Raw genomic sequence first — 26,949 nt, 5'->3', positions numbered from 1 at the left:
ATCGTGCGATGCTACGTCGGCGCGAACCGTGGGGCAACCGGGTGTCGGGTCATCCCGTTGCCGCCCGCTGCTCGCCCGCCCGGCGCAGCATCGTGCGCGCCAACTCCTCCTCGCCCAGCACGACCTCGTCGACGCCGTGGCGCTTGAGATAGGCGACCTCGTCCACCGAATGCGCGCGCGACAGGACATAGAGATCGGGGTTCAGCGCCCGTGCCCGCGCGGCGATCGCCCCGGCCTCGAACCCGCCGGGGATCGCGATCAGCAGCTTGGTGGCGCGCGGCACCCCTGCGTCGCGCAGCACCCGGTCGTCGAGTGCATTGCCGACGACCACGCTCCACCCCTCGCTTGCCGCCGTGTGCGCGGTATCGCGCTGGTCCTCGACGATCACGAAGGCGCGGCCGGCGTCACGGCATCCCTTGGCGATGATCCGCCCGACCCGGCCGGCACCGATGACGACGACATGGTCCTCGCGCGCTTCCTCGCGCGCTTCCTCGCGTTCGGTTTCCTGTCGGCTGGGGTCCTGCGGCGCGGTGCCGCGTCCGGCGACCATCGCGAACAGCACCGGATTGACCAGGATCGACAGGATCGCCCCGCCCAATATCAGGTCGCGCGCCTCTGCCGGCAGGATGCCGAGCTTGGTGCCCAGCCCGGCGAGGATGAACGAGAATTCGCCGATCTGCGCAAGGCTGGCGGCGACCGTCGCGGCGGTGCGATTCGGATGGCCGAATGCGCGGACGATCACCCATGCCGCCGCCGACTTGCCGATCACGATGATGCCGACCGTGGCGAGCAGCGGCAACGGCTGTTCGATCAGCACCTTGGGGTCGGCCAGCATGCCGACCGACACGAAGAACAGCACCGCGAACGCATCGCGGAGCGGCAGCGTTTCCTGCGCCGCGCGGCGGCTGAGTTCGGTTTCGCCAAGGATCATGCCGGCGAAGAAGGCGCCCAGCGCGAACGACACGTCGAACGCCAGCGCCGATCCGAACGCGACGCCCAGCGCAATGGCCAGCACGGCGAGGCGGAACAGCTCGCGCGACCCGGTATGCACCACCCAGTGCAACGCCCATGGGATCGCCCGCCGCCCGACGATCAGCATCAGCGCGACGAACCCGCCGACCTTCACCAATGTCGTCGCGATCGACCACAGGATCGCCGGCATCGCCACCGCCTTGTCGGGGTCGAGCGCGGCGGCGACGACCGGCAGCAGCACGAGCGCCACGACCATCGCCAGATCCTCGACGATCAGCCAGCCGACCGCGATCCGCCCCCGCTCGGTCTGGACCAGCGAGCGCCCCTCCAGCGCGCGCAGCAACACCACGGTACTCGCCACCGACAGCGCGAGGCCGAAGCAGAGGCCCGCGACCAGCGGCCAGCCGAGCCATGTCGCAAGGCCCAGCCCCATCAGCGTCGCGGCGGCGATCTGCACGATCGCGCCGGGCACCGCGATCCGCCACACCGACATCAGGTCCTTCAGGCTGAAGTGCAGCCCGACGCCGAACATCAGCAGGATGACGCCGATCTCGGCCAGTTCGGTGGCGATCCCCGAATCGGCGACCACTCCGGGCGTGAACGGCCCGATCAGCACCCCGGCCATCAGATAGCCCGCGATCGGCGACACCCGCAGCCGATGCGCCAGCGCCCCCATGAAGAACGCGACGACCAGGGCGAGGACGATAGTACCGATCAGGGGCGTGTAATGCGGCATCGGCGCTCCGTTTTAGGAATATGTACGGAACGAACTGTCAGGACGCGACCGGGTTTCGCCGGACCGGCTATTCCTGCTGGTGCCGCCGCTTCCACTTGGCGGCGATCCACCACCGCCAGCCCAGTGCGGCGATGGCATAGCCCAGCACCGCGCCGATCACCGAACACACCACCATGCCGAGCGCGGTGGCCGGACCCACCTCGGCGATCAGCCAGTCGAGCCAGCCCGGCGGGGCCGCCACCGCATCGCCGATCGGCTGGCCCGGCACCACCCGGTCGAGGTGCAGCAGCCACGCCCCGACCTTGTAGTATAGGATGAACAGCAGCGGTGTGGTGATCGGATTGGTGAAGAAGGTCGTCAGCGCCGCCGCCGGCACATTGGCGCGCAAGGGCAGCGCCAGCACCGCCGACGCCGGGATCTGCCCCAGCGGGATCAGGATGCCTGTGAACATGCCCAATGCCACGCCGCGCGGCACCGACCGGCGGGTGAAGCGCCACAATTCGGGGGCGAGGACGCGGTGCGCGACCGGGCGCAGGAAGCGGTTCGCCTCCATCGATTCGCGGGTCGGCAGATTGTCACGGATCCAGCGCAGCGCGCGGACCCCCAGCGTCTTGTCAGCCACGGTCGCGCAGCAACCTTCCCGCTTCGCGCTTCCACTCGCGCTCCTTGATATGCTCGCGCTTGTCGTGGTTTTTGCGCCCCTTGGCCAACGCCAGTTCGACCTTCGCGCGGCCCTTGGAATTGAAATAGACCGACAGCGCGATCAGCGTCATGCCGTCGCGGGCAACCGCGCCGTGCATCTTGTTGATCTCGCGTTCGTGGAGCAGCAGTTTGCGCGGGCGGCGCGGTTCGTGATTGAACCGGTTGCCGTGGCTGAATTCGGGCACGTTGGAATTGATGAGCCACACCTGCCCCTCACGGACGTCGGCATAGCTTTCCATGATCGATCCCTCGCCGAAGCGCAGCGACTTCACCTCGGTCCCGGTCAGCGCGATGCCGGCTTCATAAACGGTGTCGATCTCGTAATCGAAGCGCGCGCGGCGGTTTTCGGCGACGATCTTCTTCTTGTCGAACAACTGGGGACGCGGACGGCTCATGCGCGGGACATAGGGGGTCGGGGGGCATAGGGGAAGCGGGCAGGCGTGATAGTCTGATCCGCGCACTCGCAGGGTCCGGTGCGACCGGCAGGGGAGGGGTGCTTCCTCCCCTCCCTGACAGGGAGGGGGAGGGGGCGGGGGTGGGTCGGCCCGCGAGGGACCGGAAGCGCACCTCGCAAGCCGACCCACCCCCAGCCCCTCCCTTGTCAGGGAGGGGAGCCACGAACCGTCCGAACCCCGATCCGCTCCGAACCCTATCCGTCCAGCGCTTCCCGCACCTTGCGCGCCAGCTCGTCCACCCCGAACGGCTTGGACAGCAACCGCGTCCCCGGATCGAGCACGCCGTTATGCACCACCGCGTTGCGGGTATAGCCGGTGGTATACAGCACCCGCAGCCCCGGCCGCAGCACGCCCGCCCGGTCGGCGAGTTCGCGGCCGGTCATCCCCGGCATCACCACGTCGGTGAACAGCAGCGACACCGGCTGCCCGCCCTCGATCAGCGCCAGCGCTTCCGGCCCGCTCGCCGCCTGCACCACGCGGTAGCCAAGGTCGCGCAACACCTCGACCGAGAAGCTGCGCACGCGCGCCTCGTCCTCGACCACCAGCACCACTTCGCCGGGGCTCCCGCCGCGAACGTCGGGCACCGCGGTGCGCGGCCCCGGCGTCGGTGCCTCGCCATAGAAGCGCGGCAGATAGAGGCGGACGGTGGTGCCGACGCCTGCTTCCGAATACAGGCGGACATGGCCGCGCGACTGGCGGACGAAGCCGAACACCTGGCTCAGCCCCAGTCCCGTTCCGCGCCCGACCGGCTTGGTGGTGAAGAACGGGTCGAACGCCTTGGCCAGCACCTCGGGCGCCATGCCGCTGCCGGTGTCGCTGACCGCGATCAGCACATATTGCCCCGCCGCCATCTCCGCCTCGCGCGCATAGTCGTCGCCGACATGGGCGTTGGCGGTTTCGATGGTCAGCTTGCCGCCGTCCTCCATCGCGTCGCGCGCGTTGACCGCGAGGTTCACGAGCGCGTTCTCCAACTGCCCCCGGTCGGCCTCGGCGCGCCACAGCCCGGCGCCCAGCACCGTCTCCACCGCGATCCGTTCGCCCAGCGTGCGGACGAGCAGGTCGGTCAGGTCGGCGATCAGGCGGTTGCCCTCGACCGGTTCGGGCGACAGCGGCGACTGGCGCGAAAAGGCGAGCAGGCGCTGCGTCAGCGCCGCCGCGCGGTCGGCCCCCTCGCGCGCCGCCTCGACATAGCGAGTGACGTCGATCCGGCCCTGCGCCAGCCGGCGGTCGATCATGTCGAGGCTGCCGATGACGATTGCCAGCATGTTGTTGAAATCATGCGCGATGCCGCCGGTCAACTGGCCGACCGCCTCCATCTTCTGCAACTGGCGCACCTGCGTCTCGGCGGCGGCGCGGGCGGACGCCGCGTCGTGCAATTCGGTCGCCACCCGTTCGAGCTGCGCGTCCTGCCGCCCGACCTTGGCCTCCAGTTGGCGCAGCGCATCGGCGCGCTGGATCGCGATCCAGCCGGTTTCGGCGATCTCGTTGGCCAGCGCCACCTCGCCAGGTGTCCAGCGCCGCGCGGTGGCGTGGTTGAGGATCAGTATCGCCTCGGCCCGACCGTCGTGGCGCAACGGAATCACGATGCCCGACCGCGCCGAATAGGTCGCGACGATCGCCGGATCGAACGCCGGATCGGTCGTGAAATCGTCCGACACGATCGGCTGGCCACTGCGCAACAGCGCGGTGCCCGCCCGTCCGAACCGGTCGAGCGAGTGATCGCCGGTGAGCGGCGGCAGCGCGCCGTCGTTCCAGCCCGCGCCATAGCGGACACGGTGGCCGATGATCCGCGCGAAGCCGACGCGGTTGATGCCCAGCCGCTCGCCCAGCGCCTGCGCGGTGAAGCGCATGATCGCCGCCGGATCGGTCGCGGACCGCTGGCGCGCGGATAGCGACAGGACGAAATCGCGTTCGGCCTTGGCTGCCAGCGCCGCCAGCTCGGCCCGCTTGCGATCGTCGATGTCGTAGCTGACGCCGGGGAAGCGGACCGGGCGGCCGGCATCGTCGAACACGCAGCGCCCCTGCGCCGATACCCAGCGGCTGTGGCCATCGGCCCCGAGCAGGCGATATTCGGCGAGGAACGTGCCGTCGCCGTCCGGGTCCATCGCCTCGGCGATCGCGCGCTGCGCCGCCTGAAGATCGTCGGGGTGCAGGCCGCCGAAGAACACGTCGATCGACGCGCCCTGCGCCGCCTGCTTGGGATCGACGCCATAGAGCAGCGCGAAGCGCGAATCGGCGCGCACCACGTCGTTCTGCACGTCCCAGTCCCATGCGCCGATGTTGCGCCCGGCGGACAAGGCCTGTTGCAGCCGTTCGTCGGCGGCGGCGCGCTCGCGCTCGGCCATCACCCGCCCGGTCGTCTCACCGGTGATGCACAGTAATCCGGCGACTTGGCCGTGATCGTCGAAGGCGGGCGAGTAGGTGAAACTCCACCAGCTTTCCTCGCTCTCGCCAGTGCGTTGCAGGTCGAGCTGCATGTCGGTCGCGACCACGTTGCCACCGGCCAGGGTGCGTTCGACCAGCGGCAGCAATTCGTCCCAGATGTTCGCCCAGACCACGTCGAACCGCTCGCCCAGCGCCATGTCGACCCGGTGGCCGAGCAGCGGGCGATAGGCGTCGTTGTAGAAGCAGCGCAGGTCCGGCCCCCACGCGAGGAACATCGGCGTGGGACACGACAACATCATCGCCAGCAGCGCGCGCAGCGACACCGGCCAGCTATCGACAGCGCCCATCGGCGTCGTGGACCAGTCGCGCGCCGCAAGCTCGCGCCCGGTAAGCGTTTGAATCGAAAACTGTCCGTTTGGCATACGCCCCGCGTGTTAGCCGATGAGTCCGCCATGCGCGAGCGCCGCGTCGACCGCCGCGCACGATGCCGCCGACGGCGGAGTCATCGGCAGGCGCAGATCGGTCGGGAAACCGGGCCGGACGCGCCCGAGCGCATATTTGACGGGTCCGGGCGACGCATCGCTGAACAGCGCCGAATGCAGCGGATACAGCCGGTCCTGGATCGTCAGCGCGCGGGCATAGTCCCCGGCAAGGCAGGCGTCCTGAAACTCGGCGCACATCGCCGGCGCGACATTGGCCGTGACCGAGATCGCGCCGGCGCCGCCCATCGCCATGAAGGCCAGCGTCATGTCGTCGTTGCCCGACAATTGCACGAAATCCGGCCCGCAGCGCGCGCGGTGTTCGGCGACGCGCGCCATCTGGCCCGTAGCGTCCTTGATGCCGACGACCGTGTCGGGGAACGCCTTGACGATCCGCTCGACCGTTTCGACCGCGATGTCGGTGACGGTACGTCCCGGCACGTTGTAGAGCATGATCGGCAGGCCGCCGCGCGATGCCAGCACCTCGAAATGGCGGAACACGCCTTCCTGGTTCGGGCGGTTGTAATAGGGCGGGACCAGCAGCGCGGCGGCCGCGCCCGCCGCCTTGGCCGCATGGATGTGATGCAGCGCGACGGCGGTGTCGTTCGATCCGCAGCCCGCGATCACCGGCACGCGCCCGCCCGCCTGGTCGACGCAGACCCGCACGACATGATCGTGTTCCTCGATGGTCATCGTCGCCGCCTCGCCGGTGGTGCCGCAGGGCACCAGCGCCGACGATCCGCTCTCGATCTGCCAGTCGACGAGCGCGCGGAACGAGGCTTCGTCGAATCGGCCGTTGGCGAACGGCGTGACGAGCGCCGGGATCGAACCGGAAAACATGGGGATAATCGCTCCGTCGAAAGGAAATTGGGCCGAAAAGGTGGCGACAGATAGGGCGGGCTTCCATATCATGTCCAGTATGCTGACCACCGTGTTCAAGAGCGCGTTCCTGCTCGCCGGCGTCGCGAGCGCCGCCGTGGCCACCGGGGTGTTGCAGACGCCCTTCCCGCAATCCGCCCCCGTGCCCGCTACGGTCACGCGCCAGCCGCTGCCGGCGGGCTATGTCCCCTCGGTCCCGGCCCCGGCCGTCCAGAGCGCACCGGTGCCCTATGATCCGGTCCAGCCGGTGCTGGCCGACTGGAAGCGGTTGCAGCAGTCGGACAATTATCCGTTCGCCGATTATGCACGGTTCCTGCTGGCCCACCCCGGCTTCCCCGGCGAGACCAGCCGCCGCGCGGCGGCGGAGACGGTGCTGGCCAACGGCGCGCAGGACCCCGCGACCGTGCTGCGCTTCTTCGATCGCTATCCCCCGCTCACCGCCGCCGGGCAGCTCCGCCGCGCCGAGGCGCTCGCCGCGACCGGCCGTCCGGGCGAGGCGAACGAGGCGGCCCGCGCGGCATGGCGCAGGGGAAGCCTGCGCACCGCCGACGAGACGGCGCTGTTCGCCCGCTTCGCCGCCGCGCTGACCCCGGCCGATCACGACGCGCGGATGGACCGGCTGTTGTGGCAGGGCGCGACCAGCAGCGCGCAGCGTCAGATCGGTTTCGTCTCGGCGGCGATGCGCCCGACCTTCGATGCCCGCCTGGCGTTCAAGGGCGGCGGCGCCGACGCCACGGTGCGCGGCGAGCAGGGCGGCGTAGACCGTGCCGATCCGGGCTATGTCGCCGACCGGGCGATGTGGCTGCGCGCCACCGGCCAGTCGCCCGCCGCCTGCGCGTACCTCGCCCAGCCGCGCCGCCTGTCGCGCAGCCCCGGCGATGCCGAGAAATGGCTGGAGGTGCTGCTGACCAACGCCCGCGCCGCGCAGGCCGACGGGCAATATGGCGTAGCTTACCAGATCGCGTCGCAGATCGATGACGCCTTTCCGGCGGGCACGGTCATCGCCGATGAATCCTATGGCGAGCGTGACGACTATACCAGCCTCGCATGGCTGGCGGGGACGGTCGCGTTCCAGAATCTGAACCGGCCGGGCGACGCGGCGGGCATGTTCGCGCGCTACGCCAGCGGGTCGCGCACCCCGACCGTCCGCACCAAGGGCTATTACTGGGCGGGCCGCGCCGCCGAGCGCGCGGGCGACCGGCCGACCGCCGACCGCTGGTATGCGCAGGCCGCCGACCTGTCCGACCTGTTCTACGGCCAGTTGGCGAGCGAGCGGATCGGCCGCCCGCTGCGTGCCCCCGCCGCCACCGCCAGTCCGGCGATGGTGCCCGCCGCCGTCCGTACCGCCTACATGAACGGCGAGGTCGCCCGAGCGGTCCGCTATCTCGGGCGCACCGGCCAATATGCCGACCAGACGCTGTTCGTCCGCAAGATCGCCGAGGATGCGAGGAGCGATACCGACCATGCGCTGGCGGTCGAGCTGTCGCGCGCGATCGACCGCCCCGACCTCGGCGTCATGGTCGGGCGCAGCGCGTTGCTGAACGGGCACAGCGACTATACGCTGGCGGGCTATCCGTCGGTCGCGGTGCCGGGGTCGCAATCGGGCCAGTTCACGCTGATCCACGCCATCGCGCGGCAAGAAAGCCAGTTCGACCGCACCGCCGTCAGCCGCGCTGGCGCGCGCGGGCTGATGCAGTTGATGCCCGGCACCGCGCGCGAGACGGCGGGCAAGCTCGGCCTGTCGTACAATGCGTCGTCGCTGAACGATCCCGGCTACAACATGGCGCTGGGCTCGTCCTACATCCAGCGGATGCTCGACTATTACGGCGGCAGCTATCCGCTGGCAATCGCCGCCTATAATGCGGGGCCGGGCAATGTGAACAAGTTCATCCGCGCCAACGGCGATCCGCGCACCCCCGGCGTCGACATGATCGAATGGATCGAGAAGATTCCGCTCTCCGAAACGCGCGGTTATGTGCAGCGGGTGCTGGAAAACGCGGTCGTCTACGACCTGATCCATGCCGACAAGGCGCGCTCGCGGGGCCCTAACAACCTGAGCTGGTATCTTGGCAAGAACCGGCCGGGATGAGCGAGCCGCGTCCGAACTACATCACGCCCGCCGGCTATGGCGTGCTCAAGGCAGAATATGACCAGTTGCTGGGTGACGAACGCCCCAAGCTGCTGGACGTCATCGCGTGGGCGGCGGGCAACGGCGACCGCTCGGAAAACGGCGACTATATCTATGGCCGCAAGCGCCTGCGCGAGATCGACCGGCGGCTGGGCTTTCTCGCCAAACGGATGAAGGCGGCGCGCGTGGTCGACCCTGCGCAACAGGCCGACCGGACCCGCGCATGGTTCGGCGCGACCGTCACCATCGCCGATGAGGACGACCGCCACCGCACGCTGATCCTCGTCGGCGATGACGAAACCGATGCCGGCGCGGGCCGGATCGGCTGGAACTCGCCGATGGCGCGCGCACTGCGCGGCAGCGCGGTGGGCGACGTGCGCACGGTGCAACTGCCCGGCGGGGTCAAGGAATATGAGGTGATGGCGATCGCCTATCCGTGAGCGGACGGCGGATCGTGTTCACGGTCGGGGATGGATCGACATTCAATTTCTCCCCTCCCTGACAAGGGAGGGGCCGGGGGTGGGTTGGCCCGAGAGGAAACGCAAGCGCTCCACAACCGGCCAACCCACCCCCCAACCCCTCCCTTGTCAGGGAGGGGAGGAAACTGGAACAGCCCCGGGACGACTGTAAGAGCATGAATGTCAGTCCACCCCGGTCCAAAATCACGCCAATCATATTGACGATCGATATGCCCCGGGTGCAGCATCGCCGTATCACCTGATACGAAAAGGCATTTCCCATGCGGCGTAGTTTCGTCCTGACCATCCTGCTCGCGGCGTCCGCGCTGTCGGCTTGTGCAAACAAACCGCCAGTCATTCGTGCCAACGACGTGCCATCCACGCCGATGGACATGACGGGAATTGCGCCCCCTCTGGTGGAGAAGCCCGAGATCGGCAGCTTCGGCTTCGACACCGCCGGCATGGACACGGCGGTCAAGCCCGGCGACAATTTCTACAAATACGCCAACGGCACGTGGGAAAAGATCACCCCGATCCCCGCCGACAAGTCGAACTACGGCATGTTCACCGCGCTGGACGACCTGTCCAAGACGCGCACCCGCCAGTTGCTCGACGCGGTGAAGGGCGATCCCAATTCGAAGATCGGCACCGCCTATGCCACGTTCCTCGACCAGAGCGCGATCGAGGCGAAGGGCTTGGCCACGATCCAGCCGTGGCTGACCGAGATCAAGGGTCTCACGTCGAAGGCCGGCTATGCCGCGCTGGTCGCCAAGGCGGCGCAGGCGGGCGTCGGTGCGCCGTTCGGTGCCTATGTCGGCCCCGACGACAAGCAGCCCGACGTCTATGCGCTGTCGGCGGGGCAGGCGGGCCTCGGCCTGCCCGACCGCGACTATTATCTCTCGACCGATGCCAAGCTGGCGCAGACCCGCGCTGCCTATGAGCAGCATCTGGCCAAGATGCTGACGCTGGCGGGTGAACCGAACGCGGCGGCGCGGGCCAAGGCGGTCGTGGCGTTGGAAACGCGCTTCGCGCAGGCGCACTGGACGCGGATCGAAAGCCGCGACGCCAACAAGACCTACAACAAGATGACCGTCGCCGCGCTTCAGGCCAAAGCGCCGGGCTTCGACTTCGCGACCTATTTCCGGGGCCTTGGTGCCGATACCCAGAGCGTGATCGTCGCGCAGCCAAGCGCCTTCACCGGCATGGCGAAGGTGATCGGCGCAGCCCCGCTGGCGGTGCTGAAGGACCAGTTGCTGCTGCGCTTGCTCGACGGCTTCTCCAGCGTCCTGCCGCGCAGCTTCGATGCCGAGAATTTCGCCTTCTTCGGCACCGTCCTGTCGGGCACGCCCGAGCAGGAGGAACGCTGGAAGCGCGCGGTCGACTTCACTTCGGACGCGGTCGCCGACGATGTCAGCAAGGCCTATGTCGCGCAATATTTCCCGCCCGCGACCAAGGCGGCGGCCGACGAACTGGTGCGCAACGTCACGACGGCGATGGGCCGCCGCATCGATCAGCTCGACTGGATGGCCCCCGAAACCAAGGCGAAGGCGCGCGCCAAGCTCGCCGCCTTCACCCCCAAGATCGGCTATCCCGACCGCTGGCGCGACATGAGCGACCTGCAAATCGTCGCGGGCGATGCGTTCGGCAACATGCTGCGCGCGAACCAGTGGCAGCAGCGCTACAACGTGCAGCATCTGGGCAAGCCGATCCAGAAGTGGGAATGGTTCATGACCCCGATGACCGTGAACGCCTATGCGAACCCTGTGATGAACGAGATCGTGTTCCCCGCCGCGATCCTCCAGCCGCCGTTCTTCGATCCGGCGGCCGACCCGGCAGTCAACTACGGCGCGATCGGCGCGGTGATCGGTCACGAGATCAGCCACCATTTCGACGATCAGGGCCGCAAGTACGACGTGAACGGCAGCCTCACCGACTGGTGGACGCCGCAGGACGTGAAGCGCTTCGACGAACGCACCGCCGCGCTGGTCCGGCAGTATGACGCCTATGAACCGCTGCCCGGCATGAAGGTGAAGGGCGAACTGACGCTGGGCGAGAACATCGCCGATCTGGCCGGGCTGACCGTGGCGTGGGACGCCTATACCCACGCCTATCCCGGCAGCCAGCCGGCGATCGAGGGCTATACCCCCGAACAGCGCTTCTACCTCGGCTGGGCGCAGGTCTGGCGGCGCAGCTACCGCGAGGCGAATTTGCGCCAGCGGCTGCTGACCGACCCGCACAGCCCGTCCGAACAGCGCGCATGGGTCGTGCGCAACCTCGACCCATGGTACGCCGGCTACAAGCCCGGCGCGACGGACAAGCTGTTCCTGACCCCCGAACAGCGCGTCCGCATCTGGTAAGGGCAGGGGGCGCGGCGCGGATGCGTTCCCGCTCCCCCCGTGCCGTCATTCCCGCGCAGGCGGGAATCCATACACGCTACCGTTCCGGCTCCAGCATGTTCGTCAGCGCCTATGGATTCCCGCCTGCGCGGGAATGACGAACATTGGACCGGCCAACCTCATCCCCCCGGCGAACGAGGGAAGGACGAACACCGGACCAATCCACATCGTCACCCCGGACCTGTTCCGGGGTCCACCATACCGCAAACGCTGCCGATCGAACCTCAAATCGCACCGATCGCCGCGCCGTGGACCCCGGAACCAGTCCGGGGTGACGGTAGGGACAGGGCGATTGATTCCGCTCTGCACGGCCGGCCGCTCCACCCTCCACCACCACGAGTCCAGGACGATTCACCCCGACCCCGACCACCCCGCTTGACGCCATCGCCCAAGCGCCGCAACAGCCTGTCATGGTGTCGCTTTCCCCCCGCTCTCCCTCGCCACTGGTGCCGATCGCCATCGCGGTGGCCAGCGGTATCGCGGCGGCGGCGGTGATCCTGTGGTTGCTCGGCGATTCGACCATCGCCGGCGGCTTTCTCGCCACCGCGCTGGTGCTGGCCGGCGCGCTGTTCGGCTGGACCCGGATGCGTGGGGTCGCGCAGCCCGACGAACCGCGCATCGACTGGTCGGTGGCGCAGGCGCTCGCCGCCGTCTCGCCGCACGCCACCGCCGTCACCGACCGCGCCGGGCGGCTGATGTGCGCCAACGACCGCTATGCCGCGCTGTTCGACGGCTATCCGACCCCACCGGGCGTGGTGGGCGAGGGCGGCGACGCCACGTTGCTCGCCGGTGCCGCCCGCGCGGCATGGCGCGACGGCCATGCGCAGGTGACGCTCCGGCAGGGCGAGGCCCCGCTGATGGCGACGCTCACCCGCGCCGGCGACACGATGCTCGTCTGGCGGTTCGAGGGCGGACAGGCGATCGCCGAGGCCGCCGGCATCGGCATGATCCTGTCGGGTGAGATCGGCGAGCGGCTGGGATCGGCCGGGATCATGGTCGCGCTGCTCAGCCCCGACGGCCGCATCCGCAGCGCCAACCGCGTGTTTCAGGCGCGCGCGATGGGGCAGGAGGATGCGACCTTGATCGACGGCCGCGACTTCGCCCGCTTCCTCGTCACCGACACGCGCGGTCGCGTCCGCTTCGAGCGCGAGGGGCTGGGCGGCGACCCCCTGCGCATCCTGCAGGTCCCGCTGGCCGAGGAAAGCGGCGGTCCGATGCTGGTCGCCCTGCTCGACGAGGAGGAAGCCCCCGCCGGCCTGCTCCCCATCGCCACGCCGGGGGCGGCGGGGCAGGTGCGCGCGCTCGTCTCGCTGCTGCCGGTCGGCATGGCGCTGGTCGATCGCGACGGGCGCTTCCTGCACATGAACGACGCCTTCGTCCGCGCGACCGGCGTGAACCCGGTCGCCCCGCCGCTCTATCCGGGCGATCTGGTGGTGCGCGAGGACAAGGCGGCGCTGGCCGATGCCGTCCGCCGTTTCGCCGGCGGCGCGCAGCACAGCGCCGACATGGCCGTCCGCCTGACCGATCGCCCCGACGAGCCGATCGCGCTGTCGATCGCCGGCGCGCGGGGGCTGGGCGAGGCGGCGGTCGTCGTCTCGCTGCGCGATACCGGCGAGGAGGGCAAATTGAAGCGTCAGGTGGCGCAGGCGACCAAGATGCAGGCGGTCGGGCAACTGGCCGGCGGCGTCGCGCACGACTTCAACAACATCCTCACCGCGATCATCGGCCACTGCGACCTCATGCTGATGCGCCATTCGCCCGGCGACAGCGATTACGACGACATCCAGCAGATCCGCGCCAACTCCAACCGCGCCGCCAGCCTGACGCGCCAGCTCCTCGCCTTCTCGCGCCAGCAGACGTTGCGCCCGCAGGTCCTGCAACTGCCCGACGTCATCTCCGAAGTGTCGAACCTGCTCAAGCGGCTGCTCGGCGAAACGGTGCAACTGGTCGTCAACCACGGTCGCGGCCTCGGCTCGGTCCGCGCCGATCCGGGGCAGTTGGAGCAGGTCGTCGTCAACCTCGCGGTCAATGCCCGCGACGCGATGCTCGCGCGCGGCGGCAACGGCGGCACGCTGACCATCGAAACGCTGTCGACCAGCGCGCAACAGGTCCGCGCGATGGACGACGACGTGCTGCCGGTCGGCGATTACGTGACGCTCACCGTCTCCGACACCGGCACCGGCATCCCGCCCGACATCCTGCCCAAGATTTTCGAGCCGTTCTTCACGACCAAGGAAGTGGGCAAGGGCACCGGGCTTGGCCTCTCGACCGTCTATGGCATCATCAAACAGTCGGGCGGCTACATCTTCGCCGAATCGCGGCCGGCCAAGGGATCGACCTTTACCATCCACCTGCCGGTCCACGCCGCCGAACCTCCGCGCCAGTCGACCCGCCCGGTCCGGCGCGAGGCGGAGGGCGCGCCGGCATGGGGATCGGGCACGATCCTGCTGGTCGAGGACGAGGACATGGTGCGCGCCATCGCCGAACGCGCGCTGACGCGACAGGGCTATACCGTGATGACCGCCGAACATGGCGAGGCCGCGCTGGAGCTGCTCGCCGACCGGCCGCACATCGACCTGCTGATCTCCGATGTCGTCATGCCGACGATGGACGGACCGACGATGGTCCGCCACGTACGCAAGGCATATCCGACGCTGCCGATCCTGTTCATGTCGGGCTATGCCGAAGAACAGTTGCGCCGCTCGATTGATCTGGATCAAGTTTCGTTCCTGCCGAAACCCTTTTCGGTGCAGCAACTTGCCATGGCGGCGCGCGATGCGCTGGCCAAGCCGCCGGGTTAACCGCGAATTGAGTTGCGGCGTTCGCGCTTTGACCGCTAAGGACCGCGCGTTATGATCTCGCCAGTGCGTATCCTTGTCGTCGAAGACGAACCCCTCATCGCGATGATGCTGGAGGATTTTCTCGACATCCTCGGCAAGTCGGTCGCCGGCACCGCCGACACCGTGGCCACCGCGCTCGCCGCGATCGATGCGGGGGGCATCGATGCTGCCATCCTCGACGTGAACCTGCGCGCAGGTGAGAAGAGCTGGCCGATCGCCGACCGGCTGGCGGCGGCCGGCATCCCCTTCGTCCTCGCCACCGGCGGCTCGGGCGACACGATCGAACCGGCGCACCGCGACCGCCCGGTCCTGTCCAAGCCGTTCACGATGGACGGCATCGAACAGGCGCTGAACGAACTGGGCTGAGGGCTCGGCGGGAAGTTCGCAGACGAGCAGGCCGGCACCCCGGAACGCATAGGCAGGTGTTTTGAAATAGCGCCATATTCGGGAACGTTCCCATGCTTGACAGCGCATGGGGAGCGGATGACCATCCGTATATGATCGTCTCCGCGCTGCTCCTGCTGGCCCAGGCCGCTACCCCGCAACCCGCCCAGCCGGCGGACATCATCGTCGTCGGCCAACGCGCCGAACAGGCGCTGGCCGATTGCCTCGCCCGCGCCTGTCCGCCGGCGGAGGACGTCGAGGCCTCGCTCCAGGCATCGGTCGAACAATTCACCGGCGGCCGCTACGTCGATGCCCGCCGCACCCTGCAGGCATCGATCCGTCGCAACCGCGATCATGCCGCGCAACTCCCGGGGCCGGTGTCCAGCCTGTACGCGACGCTCGCGACCGTCGCCGAACATGAAGGCGATGCGGACCTGTGGCGCACGTCGGCGCGCAACAACGTGCTGGTGCTGCGCGAACATGTCGGCGAGGGCAATCCCGCGACGCTGACCGAAGAACTGAGCTTCGCCGACAATATCCTCGGAATGGGCCAGACCGCGACGGCCGACGAGATGTACGGCACCGCGCAACGCCACGCGATCGAGGCGGGGCACGCCAATATCGCCGCCGGTGCCGCGTTCCGTCGCGCATGGCTGGCGATGCTGCGCGAGCAATATGACCGCGCCGAACGCTTCGCCACGCAGGCCGTGACCCTCGCCGGCCCCGGCGACCGCACCATCGTCGAACTGCGTGACATCCTGCGCGCGCGCATCGCCATCCGCAAGGGCGACAAGGGCGCGGTCGACGCGCTGGCCGCCCGCCTGCGCCAGTCGGCCGACGCGCAGCCCAGGCTGCTGTTCTCGCGCCCGATCGAGAATATCGATCCGGCGCAATTTATCGACCTGTCCTTCCCCATCGGCGGCTGGAACGACTCGCGCATCCGTTTCGCCGATGTCGGCTATTGGGTCCGCCCCGATGGCCGGACCGCCGATGCAGAGGTGCTGCAAACCTCGGGTCTCGGCCAATGGCGGCAGGTGATTCTCGATCAGGTCGCCGACCGGCGCTACGTCCCGCTCGACGTCCCGGCGGGCAGCCCCGGCACTTACCGCATCGACCGCTTCACCATACGTGGCACGATCGGCATCGCGACCGGCACCCGCATCCGGCAGCGGGTCGGACAGTTGACCGTCCACATCGTCGACCTGACCGAAACCGAGGCGATGAGCGCGGCGGCCAAGCGCCAGATGGCCGAGGTTCGCAGCCGGCAGGGTAGCTAAAGGTTGATTCGCCCATCCCTAAACAAGCGTCATCCCAGCGAAGGCTGGGATCTCCCGGGGCTGATGCGCGACAAATGCCGCCTGAGGCCCCAGCCTTCGCTGGGGCGACGTTCCTATCCACATGAATAAGACTCTGCGACCACGCGCAAGCCGGATGGAACGCCGTTCCACCGGACTTGCGGAACGGGAACAAAACGAATACATGAGTGTCAACGGATTGCGTTGAACCCTCGACGCGGTTGCTCTACGCGAAAGGCTGGACATGGCGGCAAATCTTAAGGCGGTCGATAGCAAGATGGCGGCAGCAAACGACAAGGCGGCAAGCGAGCGGCAGAAGGCGCTCGACGCCGCGCTGGCACAGATCGACCGTGCCTTCGGCAAGGGGTCGGCGATGAAGCTGGGCCAGAAGGAGACGATGCAGGTCGAGGTGATCTCGACCGGGTCGCTCGGCCTCGACATCGCACTCGGCGTCGGTGGCCTGCCGCGCGGCCGCGTGATCGAGATCTACGGCCCCGAATCGTCGGGCAAGACCACCTTGTCGCTGCACGTTCTGGCCGAAGCGCAGAAGGGTGGCGGCACCGTCGCCTTCGTCGACGCCGAACACGCGCTCGATCCGGTCTATGCCAAGAAGCTCGGCGTCAATATCGACGAGCTGATCGTGTCGCAGCCCGATACCGGCGAACAGGCGCTGGAAATCGTCGACACGCTGGTCCGCTCGAACGCGATCGACGTGCTGGTGGTCGATTCGGTCGCGGCGCTCGTGCCGCGTGCCGAGATCGAGGGCGAGATGGGCGACAGCCACGTCGGCCTTCAGGCCCGCCTCATGTCGCAATCCCTGCGCAAGCTGACCGGTTCGATCAGCCGCTCGCGCTGCATGGTGATCTTCATCAACCAGCTCCGCATGAAGATCGGCGTGATGTACGGCAACCCGGAGACGACGACCGGCGGCAACGCGCTCAAATTCTACGCCTCGGTCCGTCTCGACATCCGCCGCACCGGCCAGATCAAGGACCGCGACGAGATCATCGGCAACGCAACCCGCGTGAAGGTGGTCAAGAACAAGGTCGCCCCGCCGTTCAAGCAGGTCGAATTCGACATCATGTACGGCCAGGGCATCTCGAAGATCGGCGAAATCCTCGACTTGGGTGTCAAGGCGGGTCTCGTCGAGAAGTCGGGCGCGTGGTTTAGCTACGACAGCGTGCGCATCGGGCAGGGGCGTGAGAACGCCAAGACCTTCCTGAACGAACACCCCGAACTGCGCGACAAGCTCGAAGCCTCGATCCGCCAGCGCACCGAAAAGGTCGCCGAGGAAATGATGGCCGGCCCCGATGCCGAGGACGATCTGTAAGGATCGCGTCGATCGATTGGTGATCCTTGCCGCCGCCGTATCCCAACCGGATACGGCGGCGGTTCCGTTTCAGGCATCCCCTCCCTCGAAGGGAGGGGCCGGGGGTGCGTAGGATCCTGCAAGTACGACCGGTCGGTAAGCCAAGGCCCTGTCCTACACACGACGTTTCAAGCCATGCTCGCCCAATGCCACGCCGTGACCCAACCCGACCCTCTCCCCTGGATAGGGGAGAGGGATACCGAAGCTTGCCAGCTTTGCTGGCTAGGGCAGGTTGGGAGAGGGGTGAAGCGAGCCAAAGGCTCGCACGATCGCGCCAGCGATCGTAGCTGCGACACGTTCGCAACAAACACGTCGTTAGTGTAAACTTTGTCAACTTTGGGGGGAATTGCATGCCGAGCGTCGTCCGCGCGAACCTTCTCCACCCCCCTCGTCATTCCGGCGAAGGCCGGAATCCATACACGCCAACGCTGCGGCCCTCGGCGGACAGCAGTTCCACCCGCAGCCAACACCTGCCACGGGCAAAGCCCGTGCCGTCGGACGGCGCTGCCAGCGCCGCCGGCGTGGCGCGGCGCTGCTTCGCTGCGCCTCGCCCGGCGCGCCGTGCAACGCTTTCCGCTTTGCCGCATTGCCCTGTCGAATCCTATGCCCCGGGGAGGCCCGCCGATGATTACCGTCCACCACCTCGAAAACTCCCGCTCGCAGCGCGTGCTTTGGCTGCTCGAGGAACTGGCCATGCCCTACGCCGTACGCCACTATCAGCGGAACAAGGCGACGATGCTCGCCCCGCCCGAACTGCGTCGCATCCATCCGCTCGGCAAGTCGCCGGTGATCGAGGACGGCGACGCCGGCGTCCCCGGCGACCCGCTGGTGGTGGCGGAAACGGGGGCGATCGTCGAATATCTGGTCGAGAAGGCCGACGGCCGGCTCGGCATCCCGCGCCATCGCCGCGCGGCGCTGCACTATCGCCACTTCCTCCATTATGCCGAAGGCTCGCTGATGCCGCCGCTGCTCCTCAAGCTGGTCCTCGGCCGCGTGCCGCTGCTCGGCAAGGCCGCGCAAAGGAAGGTGCAGCCGATGATCGATGTCCATCTCGACTATGTCGAGGCGCATCTGGCGGCGAACGACTGGTTCGCCGGCGACGCGATGACCGCCGCCGACATCATGATGAGCTTCCCGCTCGAAGCCGCGCGCAGCCGCGCCGGCCTCGACGCCACCCGCCCGCGCACCATCGCGTGGCTCGATCGCATCCACGCTCGCCCGGCCTATCAGGCGGCGCTCGCGAAGGGGGGGACCTATGCCTATGCATGATCCGGTGCCGGTTGCAGGAATCGAACCCGCGACCTTCGGTTTACAAAACCGCTGCTCTACCATCTGAGCTAAACCGGCTAACCGGACCCTTGCGTTAGATTTGCCGCGCGCCGTGGTCAATCCCGAACCGGAAGGTCAGCCGATGCCGAACGTCCACCCCTCGGTCCGCGCGACCGCCGGCGTCATCCCCGCTGGCGCCCACAACGCCGGGGCATCGGCCGCCCGCCGCAACCATGCCGCGCTGAGCAACGCATCGGTCGCATGATCGTCATAGCGGACGAGCGGCGCATGCCCCGCGCTGCCCAGCACCGCCAGCGCGGCGTCGAGCGCCGGGGCATCGCGCAGCTTGCTCCGCCCGGGCCGCACCCCCGCCGCCCGCGCGGCGATGGTGGTATAGATTTCGACGATCACCGGCCCCCGCTCAGGCACCGGATCGAACGGCCACACCGGTACTTGTCCACCCAGCCGGTGCAGCACGCGCATCCCGGTCAGGCTAGACTTGCCGACCTGCGCCGCGCCGATCAGGTTGAAGCAACTGGTCGGCGACAGCCCCGCCGCGCGCTGCGCCACCTCGCACACCCGCAACCGCCCGCGTCCCGCCTCGAATCGATCGCCACACGCGAAGCGTTGGCGGAAATGCCGGGCGATCTCGCCATGCGCCACGACCGACGATACTCCCAGATGCGGATCGTCGCCCGCCAGCGCGTCGACCATCGCCCACAGCGCCTTCGCGTCGCCGGGCGAGGCATCCCACCCCGGGAAATAGCCGCCATGGTCGCAGAACGGCAGCGCGGGCGACAGGTCGAGCCCGATCAGCACGTCGTCGCGTGTCGCCAGCAGCCAGTCGCACACGTCATCCCGCGACCACCCGCCCGGCCGCTCGACCAGCACCGGGGCATCGTCTCCCACCCCGGCCACCGCCACCGCCAGCCCCCTGGGCCGCGCCACCGCCTGTCCCGACCAGTCGATCCCGGCGAAGCGGGTGAAGCGTGACCTCACTCCCCCGTCCGGCGGCGCTTGTCCCACCATGTCATCCGCTCGGCGATCCGCTGCTCGAACCCGCGTCCGCTGGGTTCATAGAAGCGCTGCGCCGCCATTGCTTCGGGCCAGTAATCCGCGCCGGAAAACCCGTCCGCATGGTCATGGTCGTAGGCATAGTCCTTGCCATAGCCGATGTCCTTCATCAGCCGGGTCGGGGCGTTCAGGATCGATGGCGGCGGCATCAGCGATCCCGTCTCGCGTGCCGATTTCCACGCCGCCTTCTGCGCCGTGTACGCCGCGTTCGATTTGGGCGCGGTGGCGCAGTAGAGGCACGCCTGCACGATCGCCAGTTCGCCCTCGGGACTGCCGAGAAAGTCATAGGCGTCCTTGGCGGCAAGGCATTGCACCAGCGCCTGCGGGTCGGCGAGTCCGATGTCCTCCGACGCGAACCGCGTCAGCCGCCGCAGCACGTAGAGCGGTTCCTCGCCCGCGCTCAGCATCCGCGCCATATAATAGAGCGCCGCCTGCGGGTCCGATCCGCGCAGCGATTTGTGCAGCGCGGAGATGAGGTTGTAATGCCCCTCGCGGTCCTTGTCGTACACTGCCACCCGCCGCTGGAGCAGTGCCGACAGCCCCGCCGGGTCGAGCGGTGCGTCCAGCCGGATCGCGAACAACGTCTCGGCCTGGTTCAGCAGGAACCGCCCGTCGCCATCAGCGCTCGCGATCAGCGCGGCGCGCGCCGCTTCGTCGAGCGGCAGGGCGCGTCCCTCGACAGCTTCCGCCCGCGCCAGCAACTCGGCGAGCGCGCCCGCGTCCAGCCGGTGGAGGATCAGCACCTGCGCCCGGCTGAGCAGCGCGGCGTTCAGCTCGAACGACGGATTCTCGGTCGTCGCCCCGACCAGCGTGACGGTGCCATCCTCGACGTACGGCAGGAACCCGTCCTGCTGCGCGCGATTGAACCGGTGGATCTCGTCGACGAACAGCAACGTCCGCTTGCCCAGCCGGCCGTGGTCGCGCGCCTCGGCAAACACCTTTTTGAGATCGGCGACGCCCGAAAAGACCGCCGAAATCTGGGCATAGCGCAGCTCCACCGCCGCCGCGAGCAGCCGTGCGATCGTGGTCTTGCCGGTGCCGGGCGGCCCCCACAACACCATCGACGACAGCCGCCCCGCCGCGACCATCCGCCCGATCGCGCCATCGGGACCGGTCAGATGCGTCTGCCCCACCACCTCGCCGAGCGAGGTCGGTCGCAACCGGTCGGCCAGCGGCCCGTCGGAGACCGGTTCGGGGGCAGGGGGCGCGAAGTCGGCGAAAAGGTCGGCCATGTCCACCATGTAGGCGCGGCGCGTCCGGCGGCCAAGCAGATGCGGTACGCCGCACGAACGATGCAGCGAAAATATATCTTGGACCTACTTGCCGCGAAGCGATCAAGATATATCTTGGCGCTATGACAATCGACAGGAACCTCATGTTTTCACATCATCACCATCACGCCGCCGGTCGCGGCGATCCTTCACGCGGCGGACCATTTGGTCGCGACTGGCCGATGGGCCGGGGCGGTCGTCCCGGCGGCGGCGGCGGGCGGCGCATCTTCGATGGCAGCGAACTGCGGCTGCTCCTGCTGCGCCTCGTCGCCGACGAACCCCGCCACGGCTATGAACTCATCAAGGCGGTCGAGGCGTTGAGCGGCGGGGCCTATGCGCCGAGTCCCGGCGTCGTCTATCCCACGCTCACGCTGCTGACCGACATGGGGCTGACCGAGGAACAGGCCGCCGAGGGCACGCGCAAGCGCTTCGCCGCGACCGAAGCGGGACACACGCATCTCGCCGAAGCGTCGGCGCAGGTCGCCGAGTTGTTCGCCCGGTTGCAGGCGCTGGGCGAACGCCACGCCCGCACCGACGGTGGCCCGATCCACCGCGCCAAGGCCAATCTTCGCGCCGCGATCCACCACCGGCTGAGCGGCAGCGAGATCGATCCTGACACGCTCCATGCGGTCGCCGCGATCCTCGACGACGCGGCGCAGAAGGTCGAACGGCTATGAGCACGCATACCGGCACCGCAACCGTCCAGACCCCGAATGCCAGCCGCTATCTCCAGCAGCTCTGCAAGCACTGGCAGCACAACCTGACCGTCGAGTTCACCCCTGACCATGGCACCGTAGTGTTTCCCAAGGATGCGCGTGGTGCCGACTATCCGGGCGACGCGCTGGTGACGTTCGACGCCGGCGCCGACGCGCTGACCGTCCGCATCGACGCGACCTCCGGCGAACAGCTCGCCGCGCTGGAGGGCGCCGTTGCCCGCCACCTCGACCGATTCGCCTTTCGCGAAGGTGCGCTGACCTTCGACTGGCGCTGATCCGTTCGTCCCGGTCGTGCGTTTGCCTCGCATGACCGAGACGATCGAATCCCTGCGCGCCGAGATGGAAGCCGCCGCCGCCGCGCTCGATTTCGAGCGGGCGCGGCAGTTGCGTGACCGGATCGCGCTGCTGCGCGGCGGTGCGGAGGCCGATGCCGCGCGTGCCGCCGAAACCGCCGGGCTGACCCGCCAGCAGCCGGGGGCGATGGGGCTTGGCACCAGCCGCCAACGGGTCGAGCCGCCTGCCGGCTGGAAGCCGCCGCCCAAACCCGACCCGATGGTCATGCGCAAGCGATAGCCATCGCCGCTTTCCCGATCGTCCGGTCTGTGCCAGCCTCCCGCCATTCCCTGGGAGAGACGGCCATGACCGACCTGCGCGACCGTGCCATCGCACTCTACGATGCCTTTACCCACGATCACCGCGACCGCCGCGCGTTCATGAAGGAGATGGTCGCGCTGGCCGGATCGGTCGCGGCGGCCGAGGCGCTGGTCGCCAGCATCGCTGCTTCTCCGGCAGCAGCGCAGCAGGTGAAGACCGACGATCCTCGGATCGAGGCGGCGCGGGCCAGCGGCACCGAAGCCGGGGCACCAGCGACCGCCTATTTCGCCGCGCCCAAGGCATCGGGCGGACGGCGACCGACGATATTGGTGATCCACGAAAATCGCGGGCTGAACGCGCATATCGAGGATGTCGCCCGCCGCCTGGCGCTCGCCGGCTTCCGCGTGATCGCGCCCGATTTCCTCGCCCCCCAAGGCGGGACCCCGGCCGACGAGGATCGCGCCCGCACGCTGATCGGCAGCATCGACTATGATCTGGCGCTGTCACAGGCCAAGGCGTTTCTGGCGAAGGCGCGGAAACAGGCGAGCGGCAACGGCCGGACCGGCGCGGTCGGCTTCTGCTGGGGCGGGGCGTTCGTCAACCGGCTGGCGGTCGCCGATCCGGCGCTGACCGCCGGCGTTTCCTATTATGGCCCCGCGCCCGATCCGGCCGAGGCGGGCAAGGTCCGCGCCGCGCTGCTGCTGCAACTGGCGGGCAAGGACACGCGGGTCAACACGACGGCCATCCCATGGGGCGACGCCCTGCGCGCGGCGGCCAAGCGGGCGACGACCCATGTCTATCCGGGCGTCGACCATGCCTTCAACAACGATACGTCGGCGGCGCGCTACGATGCCGCGGCCGCCACGCTGGCATGGGAGCGGACCGTCGCCTTCCTGCGTCACGAACTTGACGCGCGATAGCATTATGTTCCACTTCCGTTCCAACCGAATTGTTTGAGAAGGGAGCCGACCATGACCGGACTGACGCTATACACCAACCCGATGTCGCGCGGACGGATCGCGCGCTGGATGCTGGAGGAAGTCGGCGCCGACTACGGGGTCGAAATGCTCGGCTATGGCGGCACGATGAAGGACGACGCCTTTCTGGCGGTCAATCCGATGGGCAAGGTGCCGGCGATCGTTCACGACGGACGGGTCGTCACCGAATGCGCCGCGATCTGCGCCTATCTCGCCGATGCCTTTCCACAGGCGGGCCTCGCCCCGCGCGCCGACGAGCGTGCCGACTATTACCGCTGGATGTTCTTCGCCGCCGGCCCGGTCGAGGCGGCGATCACCAACCGGTCGCTGGGGGTGGTCCCGACGAGCGACCAGCAGCGCATGGTCGGTTATGGCGAATACGACCGGGTCGTCGCGGTGCTCGAAGCGGCGGTATCCGCGCATCCCTATATCGCCGGCGACCGCTTCACCGCCGCCGACGTCTATGTCGGCTCGCATGTGATGTGGGGAACGCAATTCGGCTCGCTGCCGAAGCTCGATGCGTTCATGGCCTATCTCGGCCGGCTGGTCGACCGGCCGGCGCATGTCCGCGCGAGCGCGCTGGACGATGCGGCAATGGCCGACATGCAGGCAGCGTAACAGGGGAGTGGCGGGCGCGGCCGGTGCCGCGCCTGCCTCACCGCTTGATGTTGATGAGCCAGACCTTGGGAAGTCCGGTCGGGCGCGGGGTGCCGTCCAGCCGCCGGGCGCGCAGGATGCGGACGGGATCGAGGATCATCTGCCCCTTCATCGCGTCGAGGCCGCCGCCGGTCGGCACCGCGAGGATCTTTTTGACGGTCGCCATGCCACCGACCACCCGCCCGAACGCGGCATAGCCGTCGAAATCGCCCTTGGCGTCCATGCTCGTCATTGCGCCGACCAGCAGCACGAAATTGCCCCCCGCCGAATTGGCCTCGGGCCGCCTTGCCATCGAGATCGCACCGTCGACGTGACGCACTCCGGTCTTGTCGGTGCGTTCGTGGGGGAAGGGCGGCAGGATGCGCCGCGCGTCGGTGCGGATGCCGCCCTGGACGAAGCCCAGCTTCGGGTCGCTCTTGCGTCGGGCCGAGCGGTAGAACACCGTATCGTCGAACCGCCCGTCGTCGACATAGGCGAGGAAGTTCTTCGTCGTCGCCGGCGTCCGCTTCGCATCGAGCGCGACGATGATCGGCCCGGCCGAGGTGTCGAACCGGACACGGATATAGCCCGGCGTCGCCCGGGTGGCGGACTGGGCGGCGGCGGGGACAGGTGCCAGCAGGGCCAGCGACAGGGCGGCGAACAGGATACGCATCGGCGCTCTCTAACGCCTGCCGCCCGCAGGGGAAAGGATCGCGGGTCGCCGCACGGGGAACGACGGCGCGGGACGCGACGTTCTGAACCCCGACTTTCAGGAGAGCCACGCCCATGACCCGAATCCTCGCCGCCGCCGCCCTTCCGGCTTTCGCGCTGCTCGCCGCCTGCGGTGGGCAGGAGATCACCGTGACGAACGACAGCAACGTCGTGCTGAACGATACCTATGCCAACGCCGCCTTCCGCAACGACGGCGAGGTCGGCAACGAGATGATCGCGATCAATCCGATGGATACCGGCGAAAATTCGGTGACGGCTGCTGGCGACGCGATGATGGGCAACACGCCTGACGCGGTGAACGCGCAGATGGGCAACACTGCCAACTGACCACGGCCTGCCGCGCCGGTTCGGCCGCGCAACGAAAATTGATTGACCTCCATGCCCCTGCTGCGCGACGACGCGCGCGGGGGAATGGGGTTGATGGACATGCTGAGCGCGATCATCCTGACGGCGGCACTGGCGAGCGCGCCGGTAACGGCAGCGCCGGTCCCGGCTGATCCGCCGGTCGCCGACACCGGTGCCGATCTCGAAACCGTTCCCTATCCCTTTCCGCTGATGCGAATGGAAACCAGCGTCGGCGGTGTGCCGGCGGGCATGGCCTATATGGACATCCGCCCGACCGCCGCCGCCAACGGCCGCACCGCCGTACTGCTCCACGGCAAGAATTTCTGCGGCAATAGCTGGGAACGCACCGCCCGGACGCTTGCCGCCGCCGGCTGGCGGGTGCTGGTGCCCGACCAGATCGGCTTCTGCAAATCGTCGAAGCCGCGCACCGCGCAATACAGCCTGCACCAGATGGCGCGCCTCACCACCCGGCTGATGACCGAGCGCGGCATCGCCAAGGCGGTGATCGTCGGCCATTCGATGGGCGGCATGCTGGCGTTGCGCCTCGCGCTCGCCCATCCCGACCGGGTCGAACGGCTGGTGCTGGTCAACCCGATCGGGCTGAAGAACCGCGCCGACGACGGCATTCCCTATACCCCGATCGACCGGTTGTTGCAGGATCAGCGCGCGACGACGCTGGCCAGCATCCGCGCCTATCAGCGCGACACCTATTATCACGGCACCTGGACCCCGGCGTATGAACGCTGGGCGCGGATGCAGGCGGGGATGTATGTCGGGCAGGGGCGCGATACGGTGGCGATGGCACAGGCCAAGACCAGCGAGATGATCTATACTCAGCCGGTCGCCTATGAACTGGGCCGGATCAAGCTGCCGATGACGTTGATCGTCGGCACGCTAGACCGCACCGCCTTCGGTCGCGAACAGGCATCGCCGACGCTGGCGCAATATCTCGAAACCGCCCCGCAGCAGGCGGCACGGCTGGCGACGCAGTTGCCCAACGCGACGCTGGTGCGGCTGGCGGGCGTCGGCCATGTCCCCCAGATCGAGGTGCCCGAACGGTTCGAACGCGCGTTGCTGGGCGCGATGGGGACCGACGTCCGCTAGGACCGATCGACATTCAGCCATTCCGGAGCAGTTCGTAGTCGAAAACACCACCCTCTTTCGTCACCCCGGACTTGTTCCGGGGTCCACCTGGCCGCGAACGCTGTCGCAAGTGCTTCGAGCGGCATCGATCGCTGCACTGTGGACCCCGGAACAAGTCCGGGGTGACGGAAATGTTCTTCGCTGGCCTCACGGCCGACTGAATGTCGATCGGCCTTGGGCCGCTGCCGGACTACGCGCCGGCCCCGATCCGCACATTGTCGTTCGCACAGTCCGGCAGGCGCAGCGCGGCCGCCAGGTGCCACATCGCCATACCGATCGCCGCCGGGCCAAGGACGGGAACCGCGATCGCCACTATGAGGCAGGCAATGACCATCGCCCCGGATCGCGCATATAGTGCGAACGGAACGACGGCGACCAACAGCGCGATCGGCACCGGCAGCAACACGCCCATCGCCAGCATCGCCAGCGCCGCCGCCTCCGCCCATGGCCGCGCATGGCGGACATGCGCCAGCGGCTGGGTGAGCGCGACCGCGACCGATCCGGCGGCCAGCACCGGCAGCAGATGGGCGAACGGCGCCACCATCCCGAATCGATCGAGCAGCCACCACAGCCCCGGCGCGGGCACCGCCGCGAATCCGCTCGCCTGCGTCGCCTGCCACAGTGCCAGACTGCATGTGGCGGCGGCGGAAAGGGGCGGGGCGGGGCGCATCGTCTATCCCTAGCGCGGCAACCCTTGCCAATTCCTTGTGGGCG

Annotated in this window: 24 protein-coding genes and 1 tRNA gene; 15 read left to right on the top strand and 10 right to left on the bottom strand. The window is 68.4% G+C overall.

Annotated features, from left to right (window positions below):
- Positions 1-49: 49 nt before the first annotated feature.
- The 5 genes from ybaL to dapA form a co-directional block, all read right to left on the bottom strand.
- Positions 50-1,708, bottom strand: a complete 1,659-nt coding sequence (ybaL, locus tag LRA89_RS14570; RefSeq protein ID WP_055756971.1) for a YbaL family putative K(+) efflux transporter — start codon at positions 1,706-1,708, stop codon at positions 50-52.
- Positions 1,709-1,775: 67 nt separating this feature from the next.
- Entirely contained in the window at positions 1,776-2,330 is a 555-nt protein-coding gene (locus tag LRA89_RS14565; protein WP_443024983.1) for a DUF2062 domain-containing protein, read from the bottom strand.
- Positions 2,323-2,805 (bottom strand): SsrA-binding protein SmpB, encoded by a 483-nt coding sequence (smpB, locus tag LRA89_RS14560; protein WP_056492236.1) that lies wholly within the window; start codon positions 2,803-2,805, stop codon positions 2,323-2,325. The genes LRA89_RS14565 and smpB overlap by 8 nt, the downstream gene beginning before the upstream one ends.
- A 254-nt stretch (positions 2,806-3,059) precedes the next feature.
- Positions 3,060-5,672 (bottom strand): ATP-binding protein, encoded by a 2,613-nt coding sequence (locus LRA89_RS14555; protein WP_230771274.1) that lies wholly within the window; start codon positions 5,670-5,672, stop codon positions 3,060-3,062.
- A gap of 12 nt (positions 5,673-5,684) precedes the next feature.
- Positions 5,685-6,569 carry a 4-hydroxy-tetrahydrodipicolinate synthase gene (gene dapA, locus LRA89_RS14550; RefSeq protein ID WP_056492242.1) on the bottom strand — a complete coding sequence of 295 codons (885 nt, stop codon included), beginning with the start codon at positions 6,567-6,569 and terminating at the stop codon, positions 5,685-5,687.
- 79 nt (positions 6,570-6,648) lie between these two features.
- On the opposite strand from dapA, the gene LRA89_RS14545 reads away from it, so the two are divergent.
- The 8 genes from LRA89_RS14545 to LRA89_RS14510 all read left to right on the top strand — a co-directional run bounded on the left by LRA89_RS14545 (position 6,649) and on the right by LRA89_RS14510 (position 18,747).
- Entirely contained in the window at positions 6,649-8,697 is a 2,049-nt protein-coding gene (locus LRA89_RS14545; protein WP_230771515.1) for a lytic transglycosylase domain-containing protein, read from the top strand.
- Complete coding sequence (gene greB, locus LRA89_RS14540) at positions 8,694-9,176, top strand: transcription elongation factor GreB (RefSeq protein ID WP_230771272.1); 483 nt, start codon at positions 8,694-8,696, stop codon at positions 9,174-9,176. Before LRA89_RS14545 ends, greB begins: the two co-directional genes overlap by 4 nt.
- A 299-nt stretch (positions 9,177-9,475) precedes the next feature.
- Positions 9,476-11,551: a M13 family metallopeptidase gene (locus LRA89_RS14535; RefSeq protein WP_443024982.1), complete on the top strand. Its 2,076-nt coding sequence runs from the start codon at positions 9,476-9,478 to the stop codon at positions 11,549-11,551.
- Positions 11,552-12,000: 449 nt separating this feature from the next.
- Positions 12,001-14,391 carry an ATP-binding protein gene (locus LRA89_RS14530; RefSeq protein WP_055756956.1) on the top strand — a complete coding sequence of 797 codons (2,391 nt, stop codon included), beginning with the start codon at positions 12,001-12,003 and terminating at the stop codon, positions 14,389-14,391.
- Positions 14,392-14,442: 51 nt separating this feature from the next.
- Positions 14,443-14,796 (top strand): response regulator, encoded by a 354-nt coding sequence (locus tag LRA89_RS14525; protein ID WP_230771270.1) that lies wholly within the window; start codon positions 14,443-14,445, stop codon positions 14,794-14,796.
- Between the two features lie 92 nt (positions 14,797-14,888).
- The gene (locus LRA89_RS14520) at positions 14,889-16,091 is read left to right on the top strand and encodes a hypothetical protein (protein WP_230771267.1); all 1,203 of its coding nucleotides are present in this window, start codon (positions 14,889-14,891) and stop codon (positions 16,089-16,091) included.
- 262 nt (positions 16,092-16,353) lie between these two features.
- Entirely contained in the window at positions 16,354-17,439 is a 1,086-nt protein-coding gene (gene recA / locus LRA89_RS14515; RefSeq protein WP_200909852.1) for a recombinase RecA, read from the top strand.
- Between the two features lie 663 nt (positions 17,440-18,102).
- On the top strand, positions 18,103-18,747 hold the full coding sequence (locus tag LRA89_RS14510) for a glutathione S-transferase family protein (RefSeq protein WP_230771265.1): 645 nt from the start codon (positions 18,103-18,105) through the stop codon (positions 18,745-18,747).
- 5 nt (positions 18,748-18,752) lie between these two features.
- Here LRA89_RS14510 and LRA89_RS14505 read toward each other — a convergent pair.
- From LRA89_RS14505 to LRA89_RS14495, 3 genes are all read right to left on the bottom strand, one after another.
- Positions 18,753-18,825: transfer RNA gene (locus LRA89_RS14505), tRNA-Thr, on the bottom strand.
- Between the two features lie 57 nt (positions 18,826-18,882).
- Positions 18,883-19,746: a hypothetical protein gene (locus LRA89_RS14500; RefSeq protein WP_230771263.1), complete on the bottom strand. Its 864-nt coding sequence runs from the start codon at positions 19,744-19,746 to the stop codon at positions 18,883-18,885.
- On the bottom strand, positions 19,743-21,053 hold the full coding sequence (locus LRA89_RS14495; protein WP_230771261.1) for a replication-associated recombination protein A: 1,311 nt from the start codon (positions 21,051-21,053) through the stop codon (positions 19,743-19,745). The genes LRA89_RS14500 and LRA89_RS14495 overlap by 4 nt, the downstream gene beginning before the upstream one ends.
- Before the next feature lie 143 nt (positions 21,054-21,196).
- Here LRA89_RS14495 and LRA89_RS14490 point away from each other — a divergent pair, with 143 nt between their 5' ends.
- From LRA89_RS14490 to LRA89_RS14470, 5 genes are all read left to right on the top strand, one after another.
- Positions 21,197-21,769: a PadR family transcriptional regulator gene (locus tag LRA89_RS14490; protein WP_329958518.1), complete on the top strand. Its 573-nt coding sequence runs from the start codon at positions 21,197-21,199 to the stop codon at positions 21,767-21,769.
- Complete coding sequence (locus LRA89_RS14485) at positions 21,766-22,083, top strand: DUF2218 domain-containing protein (RefSeq protein WP_230771258.1); 318 nt, start codon at positions 21,766-21,768, stop codon at positions 22,081-22,083. The genes LRA89_RS14490 and LRA89_RS14485 overlap by 4 nt, the downstream gene beginning before the upstream one ends.
- 31 nt (positions 22,084-22,114) lie before the next feature.
- On the top strand, positions 22,115-22,381 hold the full coding sequence (locus tag LRA89_RS14480; protein ID WP_230771256.1) for a UvrB/UvrC motif-containing protein: 267 nt from the start codon (positions 22,115-22,117) through the stop codon (positions 22,379-22,381).
- Between the two features lie 65 nt (positions 22,382-22,446).
- On the top strand, positions 22,447-23,322 hold the full coding sequence (locus tag LRA89_RS14475; protein ID WP_230771253.1) for a dienelactone hydrolase family protein: 876 nt from the start codon (positions 22,447-22,449) through the stop codon (positions 23,320-23,322).
- A gap of 51 nt (positions 23,323-23,373) precedes the next feature.
- On the top strand, positions 23,374-23,997 hold the full coding sequence (locus LRA89_RS14470) for a glutathione S-transferase family protein (RefSeq protein ID WP_230771250.1): 624 nt from the start codon (positions 23,374-23,376) through the stop codon (positions 23,995-23,997).
- A 37-nt stretch (positions 23,998-24,034) separates the two neighbouring features.
- Here LRA89_RS14470 and LRA89_RS14465 read toward each other — a convergent pair whose 3' ends face one another.
- Positions 24,035-24,688 (bottom strand): peptidylprolyl isomerase, encoded by a 654-nt coding sequence (locus LRA89_RS14465; protein ID WP_230771248.1) that lies wholly within the window; start codon positions 24,686-24,688, stop codon positions 24,035-24,037.
- Between the two features lie 113 nt (positions 24,689-24,801).
- On the opposite strand from LRA89_RS14465, the gene LRA89_RS14460 reads away from it, so the two are divergent.
- Positions 24,802-25,074 carry a hypothetical protein gene (locus LRA89_RS14460; RefSeq protein ID WP_055756933.1) on the top strand — a complete coding sequence of 91 codons (273 nt, stop codon included), beginning with the start codon at positions 24,802-24,804 and terminating at the stop codon, positions 25,072-25,074.
- Positions 25,075-25,125: 51 nt separating this feature from the next.
- The gene (locus LRA89_RS14455; protein ID WP_230771508.1) at positions 25,126-26,196 is read left to right on the top strand and encodes an alpha/beta fold hydrolase; all 1,071 of its coding nucleotides are present in this window, start codon (positions 25,126-25,128) and stop codon (positions 26,194-26,196) included.
- A gap of 229 nt (positions 26,197-26,425) precedes the next feature.
- Here the strand turns inward: LRA89_RS14455 and LRA89_RS14450 are convergent, their stop codons facing one another.
- The gene (locus tag LRA89_RS14450; RefSeq protein ID WP_230771247.1) at positions 26,426-26,905 is read right to left on the bottom strand and encodes a hypothetical protein; all 480 of its coding nucleotides are present in this window, start codon (positions 26,903-26,905) and stop codon (positions 26,426-26,428) included.
- Positions 26,906-26,949 lie beyond the last annotated feature (44 nt).

Origin of the sequence: Sphingomonas sp. Leaf4 (assembly GCF_920939515.1) — a bacterium.
Lineage (GTDB): Bacteria > Pseudomonadota > Alphaproteobacteria > Sphingomonadales > Sphingomonadaceae > Sphingomonas.
Note: the sequence above shows the minus strand (reverse complement) of the source record. Positions and strands in the feature narration are given on the sequence as shown.